Below are 20,876 nucleotides of genomic sequence, written 5' to 3'. Positions count from 1 at the left end.
GCTAAAAAAACACTATAAACTTTGACTAATAAGGGTTTTAGCCATTTTTTTAGCTTAATTCCCAACAACTCTAATGTAAAACCAAATTTACTTCCAGTTATAGGTGAGACACTATGAGATTTATATTAGGGATCGTCGCTGTTTTAATAATTTGGGTAATGCCAGCAAAAGCACAGATATCAAATACTCAAGTTCAGGCATTAGTAGAAGCACTCAGACTAGCGGCACCGCAAACAGGAACAGAAAATGATGGATTGTATAGCGACTGGCAAATTAAGCCAGATAATATTCCCAGGTGGTCGAGACTTTGCACTGGAGAAGAAATGACTGTAAAAGAGTTTGAGGCAAATACAACAAAAGCAAGGGAAATTTTGGGATGCGTAATGGAAGATATTTTGAAAGAGCAGTATGCTGCTAGTGGTAATGATGAGTCATTAGCAGTGCGTCGAGCAGCAGCATGGTGGATGACAGGAGATCCAAATCAATATAATCAAGGTGAGATTGGTAGCTATACTGATAAGGTTTTAGGTTTCTATAGAACCCATTTGAGATCTATTTAAAAAGAGATGGGGAGGTGGGGAGTATTTTTCAACCTGCTTGCTGCGCCTTCCCGAAAAGGAGTCAGCATTCCCATGGCGAGGAAACCCGAAGAGTGCAGAGTCGCTCCGCTTTTTCCTGCGGAATGCTACGCAAACATGTCGGCGTTAGCTTTAGCTCCTCTGTAAGAGGCTAGTCGTTAACGTAGTTATGCGCCAGCAAAACGCCGGAGTATACCCCTTGCGCCGTGCGACGGTGAGTGCAGTGCGCCCTTGCGGATTCTCCGACAGTCACGCAACTGCCGACCCCAAAGGGCGCGGGGTCGCATCCCCTTTTTCCTATATTCCTTCCCTCCATCTCCTGACTCGGTCTTCCTGACTCGGTCCTCCTGAGCAAAAATTTAATTGCGGACAAAGATACGATCAGGGGTTTTATAGAACCCCCGATCGTATCTCTAAAAATTAGGAGATCGCTAATCTCTTGAGCATTAGTCGAATCAAACAAAGATTAATTTTTGCGGTAGCATTTTCCAGAGTTCTTTTCCTACCCAATGCTCCGCAAACAAAATTTTTGCTCAAGCTTTTACATCTCCTGCCAGCTTAGTACGTGAGACAACAGAAACTGAGTCTCAGAACTACGGTTACAAATTCGGTCAAGAAGAAGAAACTTACAACATCGTAGCAGCTCATGGCTACTTCGGTCGTTTAATCTTCCAATATGCTTCATTCAACAACAGCCGTTCCTTACACTTCTTCTTAGGAGCATGGCCAGTAGTAGGTATTTGGTTCACAGCTTTAGGTGTGTCCACAATGGCCTTCAATTTGAATGGTTTCAACTTCAACCAGTCCATCATCGATTCTAGCGGTCGTGTGGTAAATACTTGGGCAGACATCATCAACCGTGCGAACCTAGGAATGGAAGTAATGCACGAGCGTAATGCTCACAACTTCCCATTAGATTTGGCGGCTGCTGAAGCTCCTTCTATCAATGGTTAATTTCTAGTTGATTGATTTAATCAAAAGAGTCCTCTATTTGGAGGGCTTTTTTTTTGCTTAAAAGAAAGTTTAATGAGGGATGGATAACATTATTGCTTACTCTCAAAATCCCTTTTAACCTTTTCTTCCCTTCTGCCTTCCTTCTAAAAGAGGAGTAAATTCAGGATTAATAACTTTAGGTATTCTTAGTAGTAAAATTGTTTGAGCTTTTCAACCTCCTGATTTGAGGAAAGATGTTGAATTTTCTAGTTTTTTCGAGCCACAATTTCTGACTTGTTTTGTTTTTTTACTTCCTAGGAAATTAAGTTTAATTAATTATTTTTCTATATTATTTAGTAGTTTTTTTGCGAATAATTAACTTCATCAAAATCCGTTAGATAAATTTCTTGAAAGTTTGTCAAACAAAAATTATCGTAAAATTTGTTGCTCTTTGTTATTTATGGGTTTAATTCCCCACTGTCTACATGATGTCTATAATTGGGTAGATACGGAGTGTCTTGTAAAAAATTATTCCAATACACTTTTTTTTCTTCTTCCTTCTTCCTTCTTCCTTCTTCCTTCTTCCTTCTTCCTTCTTCCTTCTTCTTTCCTCAAGCTCAAAGAAATTATGTAATCATTAAAACTAAGTTCTTAAACCAAGAGTGCTTTCTAGAAATCTAACTTCAATATTTGCAATTTGTTTACCTATATCGTGAAAGCCATTTAAATATTTAATTTCATTAGCATCATTTTCAGATGCTATATTTGCGAAAATACTGAGTTGATTTAGAGCATAATTTGTATCAGTATTTTCAAGATAGTTATCTAGTAAAATTTGAAAATGTGCCATCAGCATTTTATTTGTTGTACATCTGATAATTTCTTTGAGGTTTTCTACTGAAAGTTGCTGATTATCGTTGTTGGGATCGATTTTAAACTCCTCGCAGATTTGCTCAATAACTATTTCTTGAATATTCATTTTTATTTCTCCTTAATAATTGAGTTAATTGACTCAGATAGATTCAGTTTCTCAATTTACTGGTTAAAAAGACTCATCGCCTAATTTTACCTACAATTTTTATGATAGCCAAGGCTAGCAATGGATGTCAAGGTATTAGTCTAGATAAATAATATATAATTCGGATAATTAGTAGTTATCGTATAAGTCAGTAGTCAGGAATCAGGAGTCAGAAGTTTAGAGTAGGGAGTCAGTGTTCGAGATCAAGGAAGGATGAGAGTAAGAATTATCTAGGGATATTCCGGCATTTTATGTCTGTTCTGTATTGAATGGAAGTATAAAGTACGACAAATGTATAACCGGATTTCATATAAGTCTTGTTCTCAAACTCTATATCCCTTGCTAGAATAGAATTTAGCAATGGCTAGCAAAGGTTAAAGGTATGAAGAAACGAAGACCGAGAAACTCTGATGGGACATTTAAAGAAGACCCTGAAGCCTTGACCAAAAAATCTATAGGTCTGAGGATTAGCAAAAAGAAGATGCCCAAGTTAGAGAAAGTTGCGAAACAGAGCGGAAAATCAACAACAGAAATTTGTAGACTAATTATTGAGGAATGGCTTGATTCTCTTGAGTCTAAAGATGAGCAAAAAAAATCTATGATTTCTGAGGGAAAGTTATTAGCCTAATTGGAGACTATTTGTCCAATCAAGTAAATCAACCTCTATCTTCAAAATATAGTCCTACAAAACTTCACAAACACAAACAAAGAGTTTTAGAACTTTATCACTATGGGCTTAATTATCAGGATATAGCTGAAAAATTAGAGTCTGAGGGTTATAGAAATAGTAAGAATAACCCTTTTAGTCTTACTTCAATTAGGAAATGGATAAAAGATAGCAGTTAGTAATTGAGTTGCACTAACCATACTTTCAACAATTAATTATTAATAATTAATAATTAATAATTAATTATTACCTCTCCTTGAAAAGAAGAGGATTGAGTAATTATGAAAATTTTTTCTCTCTTGGTCGATTGGATATGGCTCCGAGACCTCGCCATCCCACCCTACGGGAAGCTCCGCTAACGACTGCTTGTTTATCCTTATAAAGGAGAGGATTTTTACCTTAATTATTCGGTAAAAGAAATATCTGAAGTGCAACTAAAAGTTTTATGATAAAAATTATTTAGACTGAAAATGATGTATAGCAATATGATTTTAGTTGTGAGATATTGGAGACTTTTGGGGAACAGGGAACACCGGAGCTGGGAACAGGCAACAGGGAAGAAGAAAAAAACGAATACATAAGAATAAGACAACTGTTATATTCTATACACCTCAATTCTCACATCTGATTCCTGATTGCTATATAGCGCTTTTATCTGAGATGTGGAGACCAAGTGCTATAAAAAAGGTATGGAGAGAATAGGGAATAAAGATAATTTTGAGCGATCGCTCTTGAGATACGTTTAAATTTTTTGCTAAATAAAAAACAGCTAATTAGCCTCATTAATTTTACTTGATAGGCAACAATATTTCAAATTCAGTTCCTACTCCAGGAGTTGAGTTAATATGTAAATTTCCCTGATGGTTGTCAACAACAATTTGATAACTAATTGCCAGTCCTAAACCAGTACCTTTACCTACAGCTTTTGTAGTAAAAAATCTATCAAAAATTTGCTTTTGAATTTCGTAGGCAATACCAGGACCATTATCAACGATACGAATTGAGAGCCAACCATAAATTGCTTTAGTATCTTCAGTAGAAATTACATTACCTTTCATCTCATTATTAGGATTTAATTCTACCTCATTAGCAGATTTATCCACATTTTGATCTGTATTTTCAGATAAATCTTTAACTTTAGTATGAATCCATATTTTACCTGGTCTACTATCAGTTTCTTTTTCTTGATACTCTTCTAGAGCATCAAGAGCATTCGTAATCAAATTCATAAACACTTGACTAACTTGACCAGAATGACACAAAATCAACGGTAAATCCCCATAATTTTTAATAATTTCAACTCCACTAATCTTCCAACGATTCTTTAAAATTAATAGAGTACCATCTAAACATTCATTAATATTTGTTTCTTTGCGTTTAGTACCTTCCATGTGACAAAAATTGCGGAGACTACTAACCAGTTGCATCATCCGGTCAGCCGAAATTTCTATACTATTCATCATCTCCAAGTAATCTTGTTTGACAAATTCAAAATCAATATCTTCTTTTAAATCTTCAACTTCTTTTATTGGTTCAGGAATATTTTTCTCATAAGTATTAATCAACTTAAGAAAGTCTTGATAATAACCAGACATAAACTTAGAATTACCTGCCACACAATTAATTGGATTTCTCAGTTCGTGGGCTAAACCTGTCACCATTTGTCCTAACATTACAAGTTTCTCAGTTTGAATTAGTTGTGCTTGAGTTTGTTTCTGTAATAAATCTTTAGCAAGTTGATGAATATAAGATTGAGCAATAAGTAACTTTTGAGTTTCTAAAACTTGATAATCTTCTGGAGAGTTTTCTATAACAACTGGTTCATAAATAAATTCTTGAGGTCTCTTTACTGCTTTATCAGCAGCATCTACAATAGGTGTATCTCCTGGGAAGATTAATAATTCATACTTAATAAAGTCGTATAAGACCTTAACGGAACGATTTAAAAAAATTTCTCTTCCATATTGGCGACTCAACGTTTTGAGAAATTGCTGTTGAGAAACCATACCAATGAATTTACCAGATTTTGTTAAAATAATACCTGGAAGTAGGGGATTTTCTTCAAAAACTTTAGCTAATCTAACTCCTGATGTATCAATTTCAACCCGGATACTATGAAGTTGTAAATCTTTTACAGTGGAACCTAAATCAAGATGGTTATTTAAGTAAGGAAACATAGGTAATAAAGAATAATTAATGACTATTGTAAAGTTTGAGTAATTTGTTCTTAAATCTTTTTAGCTAAGATACCGAACGACTTCAAATACAGTTCCAGATGACGTAATAACTGATAAATATTGATGGTCTTATGATACCAAAATTTTTTGAATCAATTTAATTTAATTCAATCAAAGCATTACTAATTGAGGATGAATAACCTGAGTTTACTCCCAAACCTGTTTAGCATTACTGACCTCTATAACCTTAAAACTAAGTGGAAAATTTATTTGTCAGAAGGTCCGATAAATTGCTTTTCTGTTTGTGGAATAAAATATTTCCTTTTTCTTGATATTCCAATCAAATATACCTTTGCCTATTTGTTGAAGAGTTAATTGCCAATATTCTTGAATTCACCAAAGAAAAATATAAACATATTTTACAACAATTATCAACTATTTATTTTTCCATTTTACTTCAACTTAAGTATTTATACTAAACTAACATATAAAATCTATAAATTTCTTTATAGTTTTCATCATATACTTAACCTTTTCTTTACCTAAAAATAATCTTTCTCTGAATTTTTATCAAATTATCTTGGGCGATTTATCTCTATATAATTATGCATAAAAAAATATTTATAGATGATAACTTAAAACCATTAATAGCAATTTTAAATAAAAAAGTATTAGACATCTGTGAATATCAATCAAAATTATTAGCTAAAGAATATTGATTATTAATAAAATGCCTTAGAATTACTTAATTCATAAAATAGAGTAAAATTCCTTATTTACCGAAAAATTGTGGGTATGCGCCTCCCCTTGGATAGGGGATAATAAGCGGTCGATCTTCGGAGCTTCCCGTAGGGTGGGATGGCGAGGTCTCGGAGCCATATCCAATCGACTCCTGTGAAGAAAAATTTTCATGAATTTGTCAATCCTCTTCAATTCATGGAGAGGTAATTATTCATTATTCATTATTCATTATTAATTGTTGAAAGAACTAAATCAAATACTTCTCAGTAGAACCCATTTGATATCTTTGCACGCGGTATGTGCTTTTGGCATAGAACTCAGAATTCAGTCCTGGTCAAGTCAGGAAATTCAGGAACGAGAATAGGGGAAAAAACGGATGCGACCCGGCGTTCGCGAAGCGTCCCGTAGGGAACGGTTTCCTCCCCATGGGAACGCCGACCAAGAGAAGGAAACGCGCACCAAGCAGGTAAAAAAATATTCCCATCTCCCCATTTTCCCATCTCCCTATCTTTAACTATATAAATAGATAGCTATCAAATGGGTTCTATAGTAGTGATATCAAATCCGGTTAATTGCACATAGAATCTGGTTATATAATATCTGTTTATACCTTCTTAAATTACTTCAATATTTAATCGGACCCACTCCCCCACTCCCCCACTCCCCCAGTCCCCTACTCCCCTACTCCCCAGTATATAATAAGTATTCAACCGGATTTGATATGAAACCGGATCTGGGAACAGCAGGAAAAACATTCGGATCATCATCAGCATAAGTCCTAACCTACCTGTCTATTACCATAAGTAAAATTTTTGCCCTAGTGTTTTCCATGAGAAATACCTCTAAATTGACTTGTGACTTTAAAAAAACAACTTTTGACCAGGACGAGTAATTTCAATAATTAGATTTAAGATTCATACTAAATCCGGTTTCGATCAACACTATAGTGCTTAAAGGTAAAGGGTCAGCAGCAAATCATAGATGCTAACCCTAATTTATTCCTATTTAGCAAGGTTTGGCTCCAAACCTACTATTTTTTGTCAATTCTATTGTAACGATGACAAATATTTTTTATCAATTTAATAAGGGTAAATATATTACCTCTTACCTAGGGCAAACTCAATCTAGACAACTACAGAGAAATCCAATTGGCATCTTTGATAGTGGTGTGGGTGGAATTGGTGTCTTAAAAGAATCATATCGCCAACTCTCCAGAGAGACCTTTATATATTTTGCTGATACAGCACGACTCCCCTATGGTACAAAATCTCAGGAAGAAATCGTACTATTTGTACGGCAAGTGCTAACATGGATGCAAAATCAAGGCGTAAAAATGGCGATCGTTGCCTGCAATACTGCTACTGCTGCAGCAATAGATCGAGTAGCAGTTGAATACAATTTTCCCATTATTGGTATGATTGAACCTGGTGCAAATACAGTTGTCAACAGAGGGAACAAAAAAATAGGTGTCATCGCCACTCGACAGACAGTCAACAGCAATGCTTATCTAAATACTATTCTTAAATTAGATCCTTCAGTTTTAGTATTTCAAGTAGGAGCACCTGCTTTAGTACCATTAATTGAACAAGGCCGCATTAATGATGTGTATACTTTTGAAGTAGTGCAACAATATCTGAAACCCCTAATTGCACAACAGATAGATACCCTGATCTTAGGTTGTACCCACTATCCCCATCTACTTCATCTATTTAGACAAATTTTAGGCAATTCAGTACAGATAGTAGACCCTGCCATTGCTGTTGTTAGCACTGCTGCTCGGGAACTTCAACGTTTGGGGATATTAAGCGATCACCCTCCACACTGTACTAACTTCTATGTCAGTGGTAACCCAGAAGAATTTGCAAAAAAGGTGCAGCTATTCCTGGGTTTTACTCCGACAGTAGAGCAAGTTTGTTTAGAAGTGGAAAGAGTAACAGTTCAATCTGAATCTGTAGCTTGATTCATATAGCAGGGAACAGCGGTGCGACACCGCGGGGTGCGACAGAGGTCTGAACAAAGCGCCACCTGTGGGTGCATTCGCAAGCCAACCTAGCATCTGGTAGCGCACTCGGTGTGAGGGAACAGGCAAGAGTGGAAAAAGGATTTCTAGGTTTGATCATCAGTCTATTTCCTAACCAACTCGTTCCTTGCTATAGCAATCCTATTTCAGTTGCAGGTAAAAATATCTTTGAATTTAGGGAACAAGGTTCAATAATGAAGAACTAATAATGAATAATTAATAATTACCTCTCCTTGGAAACGGATAGGATTGACAAAGAGATGAAAAATTTTATTTATTATCCCCGATCAAGGGGAGGCGCATACCCACAATTTTTCGGTAAAAGTTTCAGAGTTTTTATATATCCTTAGATTTTTTACAAATCATTTAGGATTGCTATATAGCAAGGGTTAAAATATCCTTTTTATCAAAATAATATGGGTCGCGCAACCCCGCCTTTTAAGGCGATCGGGTTTTTGGAGCTTTTCTCAAATCCCCTACTTCCCCTCCACGGTCGGGGGAGGGACTAGGGGTGGGTTAACTTCTGACTTCTAATATCAAATCCGTTGGCTTCGGAGTAATATAATTCTGTTGATAGTCATACAATCGGTAAGGGCGAATGGCCATTCGCCCCTACAGTATAGACTCTTATCTTTAAAGACTGAATAACACCGATGCTACCGGATTTGATATAACTTCTGACTTCTGACTTCGTTAACGCACTCCTCAAAAAGAATTCTATACTTATGCAAAACTTCAATGATTTAGTAATTAGTAAGATTCAATGATGTTAATAGCTATTATTAGCCAGTAAGTGTATATTATATCAAATCCGTTTAATTCGGTATAAAAAAATCTTCCATCTTCAACCATTACCAAATATTTCTCTCACTCCCCATCTCCCTATCTCCCTATCTCCCTATCTCTCTAACTCCCCATCTCCCCATCTCACCATCTAATTACACCGATGCTACCGGATTTGATATTATTCTTATGTTTACTACTCCCACTCTCCATTTCCCCATCTCTCCATCTTCCCCACTCCCCCGCTCAAGAAAACATAGAAAAGTTTTTGAGATTTGCTATGATTTGGTACCATTCTGACACTTACATTGTATTCAGCAGCGTCAAATATTTTTTTTAGTAGAAACTAAATTAATTTTATTTTTTTAGATATTATTTTTATTTTTTTCCATTTCAATTGAGCCTGAATTAGTTGATTTGAATCAAGTTCAATTAGTTGATATGTATCAAAACTAGGCAAAAATATATCCTATCTGTTCACAAATTGTATTTGCTATGCTAAACTCTTGTGGATCAATCTAGTCATTACTGAGGAAAAAAATTTATGGCTGATATTACAGTTTTAGTTGAGAATGTAGCTTCTGGAGAAAGTGCAGAGAGCAGTATATTCCTATCTCAGATGTGGGTGGGTTTTCATGATGGAAACTTTGACCTTTTTAATTCAGATCCAAGTGAAGCTGCTACTCCTGGTTTGGAAAGGTTAGCTGAAGATGCTATTATCGAACCAACAGGTGAATTTACAACTACTTTATCTACTGAATTTGACGATAGTGGAGCTGGTACTGTTCAAGGAATAGTTCAAGGGCCAGTTGTTGAGGGGAGCAATTTTAGGGATTTTTTCCAAGGAGACATTGGTGTTGAGGGATTTACCGTAGATGAAAGTCAGGACAGATACTTTAGTTATGCTTCCATGATCTTACCTAGTAATGATGCCTTCACTGGTAATGGAAATCCTACTAGGTTTGAAATTTTTGATGACAATGGAAATTTCTTAGGACTAGATTTTGTTGCTAATGGAACAGATATCTGGGATGCAGGAACAGAATTAAATGACGAAGATCCTGACAATACAGCAGCGCTAGGTCAAGAAGCTCCAGATACAGGAGTAGATGAAGATGGAACTGTTATGTTACACCCTGGTTTTATTGGCAGTGTGCGAGAAGAGAGCGACGAAGAAGGGAATATTTTACAAGCACGTCCTGACGCTGATTTCACCACAGAAGATGATGGTGAAGGTAATGAAATAGCGCGCATCAGTGTTTTACAAAATACGGTCGGTAGTTCTGACAGCGAGCTTATCGACGGTTTCGAGACAGAGGATTTTCTCTCCGGTCTTGGAGGTAATGATACTTTAAATGGTCGTGGTGGAAGAGACTGGTTAGTTGGTGGTAATGGTAGTGACCTACTCAGAGGTGGTGATGACGATGATATTTTGGCAGGTCGGACTGGGAACGATATTCTGCTTGGTGGTGATGGTGATGATATTTTAAGTGGTGGTCAAGGTCGCGATCGCATCAATGGTGGTGCTGGCGACGATACTCTCATTGGTGGTGCAAGTAAAGACCGCTTTATCTTCAACACTAATGATACATTTTCGACGGATGATGTAGGTGTAGATACAATTACTGACTTCAATCAAGAGCAAGAAGATTTGATACTCCTTGACAAGACTACTTTTGCTGCGCTCCAAAGTGATGCTGAAGCAGGATTTAGTGTTGATGGTGAATTTGCTGTGGTTGAATCGGATGAAGCTGCTGCTACTTCTGAAGCTTTAATTGTTCAGAATACTGTAACTGGTAGTGTATTCTATAATCCAAATGGCACCGCAGAAGGTTTTGGTAATGGTGCCGAGTTTGCTAATGTAGGTACTGATGTAACTTTAACTGCAGACGACTTTGTTTTGCGAGCTTAGTTCCCATTTGGCTAGGGAGTAGGGGAGTGGGGGAGAAAATTTCAACCTGCTTGGTGCGCGTTCCCTCTCTTGGTCAGCATTCCCTTGCGCCTGACGGCGGCGCGGGGTCTGACCGCTTGCGACTAACGTCGTCGCGGGGTCGCATCCGCTTTTTCCCCTATTCTATTTCTGAATCTCGTGACTTCTGAGCAATATTAGAGGGCGGATTTTTAGATATAGACCGCGCTTTACGTCAAAGCTTTCGGTTAAACCTGCCCCTACAATTTTTTTAACCTTTAATTAGACCGACCCACTTAACTCTGATTTTAATGTTTGTTTATTCACGGAATTTCAATCCAGAAAAAGTGCTGATAACACTGTTTTGAGTACAATAAATAATCCAGATTTAAGTAGAATTAATAGTACAGATAGTTTCCATCTCCTCTTATTTAACCAACGTTCTCTACCACACTTAAGACACATATAGTGGTTGCCGTTGTTGTTATCTTTTACCCACAAACAATTATTTTGGTTACATTCTTTTTGCATAATTTTTTTGTTCCTAAAATTAATCTACAATTTCAGGATATCTAATTTTTATTTGACTATACGGTAGACTTTTTGACTTTACCCTAATTTTAATTAAGAGTAATTTGGGGTAATTTGAGGTGATTTGGGGTAAATAATTTACCCTTTTGTGAAAAAGCACATTTTCAGCTATACTCAATGAAGAGAAAGTACAAATTAGACTGATGAGGAACTTTGAACAGTGGGATAAATTTTTGATAACTATTGCTAAGGAAGCTGATTTGAAGGGTGAAGATAGAGAATTTTTTTTAAAGAGATTTGACATAAAAAATGAAAATTTGACGGAAGAAAAATTTCGCGAGCAATTCCTTAGCAATTACTCGAAAGACACACTTGGGTACTACAGAAAAGCAGTTTTTCGTCAATTAAAAATTATTTGTAAAGATATAGACCATGATAGAAAAGGTAAATATAAAGAAATCTTCAATTGGCTGAAAAGAGAATATGAAACTTGGTATACTCGAAAAGAAAATCCTGATATTTTAACAGAATTTCCACAAAAAGTTTCTACTGTTAACAATTTTGATGTTTTACCAGAATCTCAACAACAAGTTTCTAATCCTTTTATTCCATTGACAGGAATTATAGATAATCCAAAATTATTTTTTAATAGAGAGCGAGAAATTAATAGAATTTTTGAGGTACTTAATAGTGGTAGTAGTATTGCTATTATTGGCAATAGTGGAGTGGGAAAATCTTCTCTGTTGAAGGCGATCGCTCAAAAAGCTACTCAGTATCTCCGGCAACCTCGAAGGCCAATATATATAGATTTGCAGCATATTCATAGTGATGATGATTTTTATGCAGCACTTTGTGATGAAGTTGGTATTGAAAAGTGTAGTGGTTATAAATTAAATAGAAATATCAAGAAATATCGAATTTTACTATTGCTTGATGTGGTAGAAAATATGAGTTATGACTGGTTTACTAATCAACTTCGTAGTCAGTTACGCGCTTTAGCAAATGATATTGTTCCTCCTTTACGTTTGGTAGTTGCTGCTTCTAAAAGACTAGATATTTTATTTCCAGATAGCGGGGATAAAACTTCTCCATTTAAAAATATTTGTATTGAAGAATATCTGGAACCCTGGAATGAGGAAACTATTCGTGCTTTTATTGAAAGTCGCCTTCAGGCTGATTTTTTAGAGCAAGAATATCAAGAAATTAAGTTTAGTGAGGATGAGATTTTAGAGATTATTAAAACAAGTGGTGGCTATCCTATTGAAGTAATGCGTCTATGTTATGAAAAATTTGAGAAGAAAAAGCTATAGTATTTCTGGCGTTGCTGAATTGAAGTATGAATTTGCGATTGTTTGCTTCTGGTCAAGCCCCCGCGCATCCCCCAATTTTGGGGGATTTTAGAGTTTTATTCCCCCCAATTTTGGCTTGCTCGGGGGGCTTGCATCATACCCAGAATCAGCAACGCCGTATTTCTTTAATCTATGAGGTATAGTTCCAACTGTTCTTTATTCCCTATTCCCTCCTACAATAACTAAAATGACTATATTTCCCCACGATCAATTTGCCAAACAATATTTAGAAGAATTACTATCAAGTATTGGGGAAGTAAAAGCACCCCGTGAAGTTCGAGGAGAGGTTAGACAAATAGATGTTTGGTTTTCACCCCAACCACAACTTCAAGGAAATCCAGAAGAATTAGGATTATTAGGTAGTTTGGCTACAACTTCAGCTTTATTTGAACCTTATCGTAATCCTGTCACCCCTGATGAAATTGATAGTTGTCTTCTCAAATTACTGGAAGTTAAAGGAGAAATGAAACGGGAAGCGAACCGAAATAAAACTCGTATTTATATGGATGATTATCCGAAATTATGGATATTAACTCCTACAGCTTCTCAGAATATATTAAATGGATTTAAAGCTACTTTAGATGAAGAAAACTGGTGTTCGGGAATTTACTTTTTAGGAGAATATTTCCGCACAGCAATAGTAGTGATTCATCAATTACCAAAAACTCCAGAAACTCTATGGCTAAGAATATTAGGTAGGGGAAAAGTACAGTCTCAAGCTATTGATGAATTAGAAGCATTACCCAAGGATAATATCCATCGAGAAAATGCTTTATTGTTATTAGCAGATTTGCTGAGTAATATAGAAGCAAATCCAGATAAAGATCCAGAAGATAGGGAGTTAATTATGAGATTATCACCACTTTTTTCCCAACGTTTAGAAGAGGCTACTCAGTCGGGAAGACAAGAAGAACGTCGAGAAATGCTTGAAAGCTTACTTGTGTTTCGCTTTGGCCAATTAGATAACCAGCTAGAGGTAATTATTCAACAGATTATGGAGTTGCCAAAAGAAGATTTTAATAGGACAATTTTACAGTTAAATAGTCTATCTCGTGACGAACTATTAGCTAGATTTGGAGGAGAGAAATGAGATTATCACTACTTTTTACTCAACCTTTAGAAGAGGTTACTCAGTTGGAAAAACAAGAAGGAAGACAACAAGGTATACAACGAGGTATACAACTAGATATACAACTAAGAAGACAAAAAGGGTATCAAGAAATGCTCGAAAGCTTGCTTGTATTTCGCTTTGGCAAATTAGATAGTCAACTAGAGGTAATTATTGAACAGATTATGGGATTGCCAAAAGAAGATTTTAATAGGACAATTTTACAGTTATCTCACTTATCTCGTGACGAATTATTAGCGAGATTTGGAGGAGAAAATTGATGAAATTATAGTAATAATGTTGCAGGGACGTTCCATGGAACGTCCCTACAGGGTTATCATTTTTTTAATGTGGTTGATTATTATCGAATAATTAATAATTAAATAATTGAGGTTAAAAGCCTCCCCTCGACCAAGAGAAAATAATTTTTTTCCTTTTAGTCAATCCTCTCCCTAAAAGGGAGAAGTAATTATCCATTATCAATTATCCATTATCCATTATGAAGTTGACTTATGAAATTGACGATATTTTAGCTGAATTTAACTACAGTTTCCAAAGAACAAAATTGTCTTTACCTACTTCAAATCGCCAACTGGAACGTTTGCCAGAGTTACGTCAGCGAATAGAGGATGTTTGAAAAGTTGTTTAATACTGAATTTTGCCCCCCTAGCGCCCCAATTATGGGGGGAACAAGAATCTATTAGCTGGTAAAAGTCCCCCAATTTTGGGGGATTTAGGGGGCGAGTGATGTAGCATAAGGGACTTCTCAGACAACCTCTTAGAGGTTGCTCGGTACTGTCAATGTCAGCTCAGAATTGAATATCCTTTGAGTGTGAATGAAAGGTTAAAGGGTAATCTTGATTACTTGCTACAATCTAATTCTCAACTGTTAGTAATTGAAGCAAAACATGAGGATATGACGCGAGGTTTTACGCAGTTAGCTGTGGAGTTAATTGCATTATCTGAATGGGAACCGGAACAGGATTTAATTTTTGGTTGTGTGACTATGGGCGAACTTTGGATATTTGGTATTTTGGATAAAAAACAACGTTTAATTCAGCAAAATATTGATTCTTTGAGAGTTCCTGGGGATGTGGAGGCTTTGGTTGATGTGCTTGTGGGAATTTTGGAATAAAAGTAGTTCTGTCATTGCGTTAGCGCAGCTTTGCGATAGCAAACGGCAGCGTTTGCGCAGCATTCCGTCAGGAAAGCAATCTCAAACTCCCAAAAAAATGTAATTCTGTCATTGCGAGCGGCAGCGAGGCAATCTCTCGATACCTCTGAGATTGCTTCCTTCCACTGCGTTCCAGTCGCAATGACTATAATAACAAATTATCCAGATTTGATATAAGTCTTATTCTCAGGACTTACGCAAAGGCACTATTTATAGAGTGCCAAGACTATTGGCCAATAGTTTTTACCACTATATATAGCTTATCTGCGTAAGTCCTAATTCTATTAATTTTATAACCTATTTGCCAACAATAATGAAAAAAAACAACGATTCTGTTCCCCGTCTGGATCTAGCACCACAATTGAAGCGACCTCTATCTATTTGGAATCCTTTGGATTATTTGCGGTTGTTGTATTGGGTGTTTTTCTTTCCCCAGGCGTTGCGGTGGTATGTGGAAAATTACGGGGGGGGAGAAGGTTTAGCGAAACAAACAACCTGGAAAAGTAAGCTAGAATTTTTGTTCCAGCATCCTAACCAATTGAAATTATGGTTTCAGGGATTAATTTTGACTGTTTGTGTTCCCTATTTATTTTGTGTATTGCTGCTGCGAACAAATTCTATGATTGATTGGTTTCCTGTGGCGGGAGGTGTAGTGGGAGCCATGGTGTTCAGCATGGTGTTCGACCTTCCGGGAGACGTGGCGAAACGCGTAGCGGAGGCCGTGGTGTTAGGCGTGGTGTTAGGCGTAGCGCTCGACATGGCGCTCTACATAGCGCTTAACTTTCCGGAAGGGGTAGTGAGGGTTGCAGCGGGAAGTGCGGTGTTAGGCGTGGCGCTCGGCGTAGCAGGAAGTGTGGAGTTTGGTGTGGTAGGAGGTGTGGCACCCTACTTTTCGGGAGGCATGGCAGAAAGTGTAGTCAAAACTGTGAATACCATTATAAATGCCAGTGTGACATTCAGTGTAATTTTCGCCATAACCTTCGGTGTGAAGTCCGGCGTGATGTCCGGCGTGGCTTTGGGCGTGGTGTTCCCCGTGGCGTTGGGCTTGGCGATTTTGCGCCCAGAAAACTGGTTAATTGGGATACCACTATACTTGATATCTATTCATAATCCTAGTTTTCTGATACCTCGAATCACTCCTATTCCTCTACCTTTACTGACAAATCAGATCAAATTTTGGTTGAGAAAAGATTGGCAAGTAGCTTTAGAAAACATCGATCAACTTTTAAGATATAGCTCACAATCTACCCCGGTTGTTAATGCTATCAATCAGGTTTTAGCAGAACTTCCTCAACGACAGATTGTTGAGCGAGTTGCTCAACTAGCAGAAAATCCCTATGACTGGAAACTTGTTATGTCTGTATCTAATGAAGTTTCTACAGGTTTCTGGCATCTCTACAAACAGAAACCCGAAAAAGCGACAGCAGCATTTGAAAAAGTACGCTCTCTTTTCTACATCTACAGCGAGGAAATGTTTCTACTAGCTCAAATCCTAACTCAATTTCAAACAGCAACATCTCCTGATGCCATTGCCGAAGTACAAATTCCCAACTTTCCACCTGAACCTCATCTACGTCCCACGACCTGGGAAGCACTCAAAGGTTTGTGTCGCGTTGTTGAATATACGCAACTTATTGTAAAAGCTACCTCAAAGTCAGCTCGTGGATTTCCCCTTGCTATAGCTATAGGTCAATTAAAAGAAATTCTAGATGATGCTGATAAACTTCCCCAAGCAGAAAGAGGTTTAATTGTCGATATTGCTCAAACTTGGGAAGAAGCTTTAGAAAGCACTGCTACAAATTTCGGAGATGTCTATTACTAAACCTATAGAAAATCCCTATTTCATTGGCGACCCTGTAGAGGGCAACTTATTTCTGGTTCGGGAAGATATTATGAGAGAGCTTAAGGAACTGTGGGTAATGAATTCTCAGCTACAGTCTGTTGTTCTCTTCGGTCATCGTCGCATGGGAAAAACATCTATTCTACGGAATGTTGCTAACTATTCCGGTTCAGATATTCAAGTTGTTTATGTCAACCTCCAAAATTTAGCAGCTATTTCCGAGGGAATGGGTGAGGTATTTTTAGCCATAAGTGATGAAATTTCAGAAGCTCTCAGCTTTCCCCCTCCAGACACAGACGAACTCCTGAAACTTCCCCAACGAACCTTTAAACTCTACTTACAACAGGCAATTAAAAAATTAGACAACAAACGCTTAATTATTGCCCTGGATGAATTTGAAGAAATTGAAAAACTAATTAACGCCCAACAGCTCCCCCCTAACTTCATGGCAGTATTGCGGGGGTTTGTGCAGATGAGTCCGAAAATTGCCTTTGCCTTCGCGGGGTTGCACACTCTTGAAGAAATGACAGAAGATTACTTTCAGCCATTTTTTGCCAGCGTAATTCCCATCCGCGTCGGTTTTTTGAATAGAGCAACAACCAGGCAACTCCTTGCTAACCCCAACCCAGACTTCCTGCTCACCTACGAACCAGAAGCAATGGATCGCATTTACGACCTAACATTCGGACAACCCTACCTAGTACAACTACTGGGATTTTTACTTGTCCGTCGCTACAACGACCAGATGTTTGAGCAGGGAAGACCACGAGAGTCAGTCTTTACTGTTGCAGATGTGGAAGCCATTATTCATCAAAATGAACTATTCCAGAATGGGCGTTATTATTTCACAGGAGTTTGGGGTCAAGCGGCTCAAGATGCACCGGGACAGCAAGATATTCTTAGAGGTTTAGCTCACTATCCAGAAGGTTGTAGTCGTGCCACTATCCAGGAAATTACAGGTTTAGAAGAAAGTATATTAAATGATGCTCTTGAAACTCTTGCTCGCCACGATGTCATTATCGAAACTGAGGGCAATTTGCGGTTTGCAGTGGAACTATTTCGGCGTTGGGTAGTGGGGAATAGGGATCTGTTCGTAGTTGGGCTTTAGCCCTCTTTCCGTTCTGTTCCGCTCGTAGTTGGGCTTTAGCCCTCTTTAAGACCGACGGAAGACCCAGGAATGAAGATTGAGAAAGGGAAGGAAGTATAGAGTTTCGACTTAGTTAACAATTTGCGATACGGAGCGCGACATAATACGCTAGTTCTCACAGACAAGTAGTAACGAGGGTGAAATTTGCATCTTCTGCACTAATCGCTGCTTAAGCATTTCTGGCAGTCTATCTATATAGACATAGACCTCTCTAGAAATCCCGCTCCCTACTAGAAAGGGCGTAGTAAGGGTTTGAAGGCTTTTTTAGTTATGTTAATTGACAAAGACTTAAATGTAAGTATAGAGTGTAAAGATGCGGTTGGCTTGACCGTCAATGCCTGTGGATGAGTAACCGCCGACGGCCTTAGGGACGTTGCATGCAACGTCCGTACAGCAGGAAGTAAACATCAATTTGTCACGTTATGTGACGCTTTGTATCAGTTTTATGAAGCAGTAGACAATTGTATCACTGGATTTCAGATTAAAGGGCTAAAGCCCTACTACGAACGGGGCTAAAGCCCTACTACGAACGGGGCTAAAGCCCTACTACGAACGGCTATTTTTACTAAAAATCTAAGCGATCGCTCCGCCAATATGCTCTAACTAATTTAATTTCATTATAATTATAACGTTCTTGTAAATATTCATAAATAGGTTTTAATGCTCCATCTCCTACTTCTTCTATTGCAGCAATAATTTTTTCTTGATGTTCGGGTGTTACTAATTTATCAATATCTACTGGTTGGTCTTTTTCTATTAATTCGGCTAAATGACCAGCAACTGTGCCAGAACTTATTCCTCTTTGATTAGCAATAGCATCAATACTTAATCCTTGTTTATGCAATTCTAATGTTTCTATTTGAGTAAAAGAAGGAACGTTATCTACAACTTTTGCTAATTCTCGAATAGGTTCTGAATTAGTAGGTAAACCAGACTCTGCACAATAATTTCTAATAGCTTGAATAAACTTTTTACCATACTTATCTTGTTTCCGACTACCTACTCCAGAAATATTCATAAATTCATCCAAAGTTTGAGGTCGTTTCTGTGCCATTTGTTGTAATGTTGTATCTTGAAAAACTACATAAGGAGGCACATTTTCTTCATCAGCAATTCGTTTCCGCAATGCTCGCAATTCTTCAAATAATCTTTGTTCATCTGCGGCTAAAGAAGTAGTAGTTTTTTCAATTTTACGTTTCTTTTCTATGGCAATTTCTACCTTTTTTCTTCGCCCCATTACATCCCAACTATTTTGATTAAGTTTCAACACTGAATAACCATCAGTTGTTTCATCCATTAAACCTTGATGTAAGAGAGATTTTGCTAAATGTTTCCATTCATCAGCACTTCTATCTTTACCAATAGCATAAGTAGAAAGTTTGTCATGTTTTTTATCTAAAACTTTCTGACTTTTAGAACCTCTTAAAACATCAATAATATGATTCATACCAAACCGTTCTTTAGTTCTCGCCACACAGGACAAAAACTTCATTGCCTCAATAGTCCAATCCTCTATTGGTTTGGGATATTTACAGTTATCACAATTTCCACAATTTTCGGGCAAATCTTCACCAAAGTAGCCTAATAAAATTCGGTGACGACATTCAGTAGCATCTGCATAATCAAGAATTCGCCTTAACTGTTGATAACCAATTCTTTGTTCTTGTTCATCAAGTTTTTGAGCGATTAAATATTCAATACTTTTCTTATCGCCATAACTAAAAAATAGAGTACATTTAGCAGGTTCCCCATCTCGACCCGCTCTCCCAGTTTCCTGATAATAACTCTCGATATTTTTAGGCAGATCGTAATGAATTACAAATCTGACATCTGGCTTATTAATACCCATACCAAAAGCCACAGTTGCCACAATCACATCAATATCATCTCGGATAAATTTAGTTTGATTAATAGCTCTTTCCTCATCATCCATTCCAGCATGATAAGGTAATGCAGATACATGATTTTGTCGTAATTTATAAGCAATTTCATCAACTTTTTTTCGACTATTACAATAGACTATTCCAGAACCACCAAGTTTTCTAATTATCTGCAATGTTTCAGCAAAAGTATTTTTAGCACTACTTTTTTGACGAACTTCATAATATAAATTTGAACGGAAAAAACTAGCAATATGAATATAAGGTTGTTGTAAATTTAATTGAGCAATAATATCTCCCCGGACTCGTTTTGTCGCCGTAGCAGTTAAAGCCATCATCGGCACATCTGGATAACTTTCTCGTAACATTTGTAACTGTCGATATTCCGGGCGAAAATCGTGACCCCATTCTGAAACACAGTGAGCTTCATCTATGGCAAAAGTAGAGATACCTTGTTGAGCATTAATTAACTCTAAAAATGGTAAAAATCTCTCTGATAATAATCTCTCTGGAGCTACATATAAAAGTTTTATTTTGCCCTGCATAATATCTGTTTCTCGTTTGCGAGTTTCTGTCATTCCAAGACTGCTATTTAAAAATGTTGCAGCAATACCATTATCTTGTAAACTTGCCACTTGGTCTTGCATCAAAGAAATGAGAGGAGATACTACTATTGTTAAGCCTGGTTTGAGTAAAGCTGGTAATTGAAAACATAAAGATTTTCCCCCACCAGTAGGCATAACAATTAGCATATCTTTCTGTTGAAGTGCTGTTTCAATAATTTGTTTTTGCCCAGGGCGAAATGAATCATAACCAAAGTAATTTTTTAGATGTTTTTCTAAAGATGGTTGATTAAGTTTTGTTTGGTTTTGCACCGACATAGTTTTAATGAAGTTAGAAGTCAGAAGTCATAAGTCATAAGTTATTTTTGTAACGGGGATTTTGAGCCACCCTCCAAAAATATTTCACCTTAAAAGGCGGGGTTTTAGACCCAATTATTTTGATAATTAATTTAATAATT

General features: G+C 37.0%; 16 protein-coding genes and 1 pseudogene. 13 read left to right on the top strand and 4 right to left on the bottom strand.

Annotated elements, in window-relative coordinates; genetic code table 11:
* The first annotated feature begins 113 nt into the window (after positions 1–113).
* Together F6K23_RS11360 and F6K23_RS11355 are read left to right on the top strand one after the other, a co-directional pair.
* Positions 114–560, top strand: coding sequence for a hypothetical protein (locus F6K23_RS11360; protein ID WP_287517881.1), 447 nt, complete (start codon positions 114–116; stop codon positions 558–560).
* 570 nt (positions 561–1,130) lie between these two features.
* Positions 1,131–1,532, top strand: a pseudogene (locus F6K23_RS11355) (photosystem II q(b) protein); the annotation flags it as partial.
* Between the two features lie 622 nt (positions 1,533–2,154).
* Here F6K23_RS11355 and F6K23_RS11350 read toward each other — a convergent pair.
* Positions 2,155–2,490: a hypothetical protein gene (locus F6K23_RS11350; RefSeq protein ID WP_293154846.1), complete on the bottom strand. Its 336-nt coding sequence runs from the start codon at positions 2,488–2,490 to the stop codon at positions 2,155–2,157.
* A 421-nt stretch (positions 2,491–2,911) separates the two neighbouring features.
* Here F6K23_RS11350 and F6K23_RS11345 point away from each other — a divergent pair, with 421 nt between their 5' ends.
* Together F6K23_RS11345 and F6K23_RS41750 are read left to right on the top strand one after the other, a co-directional pair.
* Complete coding sequence (locus F6K23_RS11345) at positions 2,912–3,157, top strand: hypothetical protein (protein ID WP_293126512.1); 246 nt, start codon at positions 2,912–2,914, stop codon at positions 3,155–3,157.
* A gap of 11 nt (positions 3,158–3,168) precedes the next feature.
* Entirely contained in the window at positions 3,169–3,375 is a 207-nt protein-coding gene (locus tag F6K23_RS41750) for a recombinase family protein (protein WP_367267687.1), read from the top strand.
* Positions 3,376–3,984: 609 nt separating this feature from the next.
* On the opposite strand, the gene F6K23_RS11340 is transcribed toward F6K23_RS41750, so the two are convergent.
* Complete coding sequence (locus F6K23_RS11340; RefSeq protein ID WP_293154843.1) at positions 3,985–5,373, bottom strand: ATP-binding protein; 1,389 nt, start codon at positions 5,371–5,373, stop codon at positions 3,985–3,987.
* 1,798 nt (positions 5,374–7,171) lie between these two features.
* On the opposite strand from F6K23_RS11340, the gene murI reads away from it, so the two are divergent.
* Both murI and F6K23_RS11330 read left to right on the top strand, forming a co-directional pair.
* Positions 7,172–8,074 (top strand): glutamate racemase, encoded by a 903-nt coding sequence (murI, locus tag F6K23_RS11335; protein ID WP_293154840.1) that lies wholly within the window; start codon positions 7,172–7,174, stop codon positions 8,072–8,074.
* A 1,387-nt stretch (positions 8,075–9,461) separates the two neighbouring features.
* The gene (locus F6K23_RS11330) at positions 9,462–10,829 is read left to right on the top strand and encodes a spondin domain-containing protein (protein WP_293154837.1); all 1,368 of its coding nucleotides are present in this window, start codon (positions 9,462–9,464) and stop codon (positions 10,827–10,829) included.
* A gap of 330 nt (positions 10,830–11,159) precedes the next feature.
* On the opposite strand, the gene F6K23_RS11325 is transcribed toward F6K23_RS11330, so the two are convergent.
* On the bottom strand, positions 11,160–11,357 hold the full coding sequence (locus F6K23_RS11325) for a hypothetical protein (RefSeq protein ID WP_293154834.1): 198 nt from the start codon (positions 11,355–11,357) through the stop codon (positions 11,160–11,162).
* 203 nt (positions 11,358–11,560) lie between these two features.
* On the opposite strand from F6K23_RS11325, the gene F6K23_RS11320 reads away from it, so the two are divergent.
* The 7 genes from F6K23_RS11320 to F6K23_RS11290 all read left to right on the top strand — a co-directional run bounded on the left by F6K23_RS11320 (position 11,561) and on the right by F6K23_RS11290 (position 17,936).
* Positions 11,561–12,667 (top strand): AAA family ATPase, encoded by a 1,107-nt coding sequence (locus F6K23_RS11320; RefSeq protein WP_293154831.1) that lies wholly within the window; start codon positions 11,561–11,563, stop codon positions 12,665–12,667.
* A 226-nt stretch (positions 12,668–12,893) separates the two neighbouring features.
* Positions 12,894–13,796 (top strand): hypothetical protein, encoded by a 903-nt coding sequence (locus F6K23_RS11315; RefSeq protein WP_293154829.1) that lies wholly within the window; start codon positions 12,894–12,896, stop codon positions 13,794–13,796.
* Positions 13,793–14,095: a hypothetical protein gene (locus tag F6K23_RS11310; protein WP_293154827.1), complete on the top strand. Its 303-nt coding sequence runs from the start codon at positions 13,793–13,795 to the stop codon at positions 14,093–14,095. Before F6K23_RS11315 ends, F6K23_RS11310 begins: the two co-directional genes overlap by 4 nt.
* Before the next feature lie 218 nt (positions 14,096–14,313).
* Positions 14,314–14,451 (top strand): hypothetical protein, encoded by a 138-nt coding sequence (locus F6K23_RS11305; RefSeq protein ID WP_287286945.1) that lies wholly within the window; start codon positions 14,314–14,316, stop codon positions 14,449–14,451.
* A gap of 189 nt (positions 14,452–14,640) precedes the next feature.
* Complete coding sequence (locus tag F6K23_RS11300; RefSeq protein WP_293154825.1) at positions 14,641–14,949, top strand: hypothetical protein; 309 nt, start codon at positions 14,641–14,643, stop codon at positions 14,947–14,949.
* Between the two features lie 352 nt (positions 14,950–15,301).
* Entirely contained in the window at positions 15,302–16,810 is a 1,509-nt protein-coding gene (locus F6K23_RS11295) for a hypothetical protein (RefSeq protein WP_293154823.1), read from the top strand.
* The gene (locus F6K23_RS11290; protein ID WP_293154820.1) at positions 16,797–17,936 is read left to right on the top strand and encodes an ATP-binding protein; all 1,140 of its coding nucleotides are present in this window, start codon (positions 16,797–16,799) and stop codon (positions 17,934–17,936) included. Before F6K23_RS11295 ends, F6K23_RS11290 begins: the two co-directional genes overlap by 14 nt.
* A 604-nt stretch (positions 17,937–18,540) precedes the next feature.
* Here the strand turns inward: F6K23_RS11290 and recQ are convergent.
* Positions 18,541–20,736, bottom strand: a complete 2,196-nt coding sequence (gene recQ / locus F6K23_RS11285) for a DNA helicase RecQ (protein WP_293154817.1) — start codon at positions 20,734–20,736, stop codon at positions 18,541–18,543.
* Between the last annotated feature and the right edge of the window lie 140 nt (positions 20,737–20,876).

The sequence above is a fragment of the Okeania sp. SIO2C9 genome, from assembly GCF_010672455.1.
Classification (GTDB): Bacteria; Cyanobacteriota; Cyanobacteriia; order Cyanobacteriales; family Microcoleaceae; genus Okeania.
Note: the sequence above shows the minus strand (reverse complement) of the source record. Positions and strands in the feature narration are given on the sequence as shown.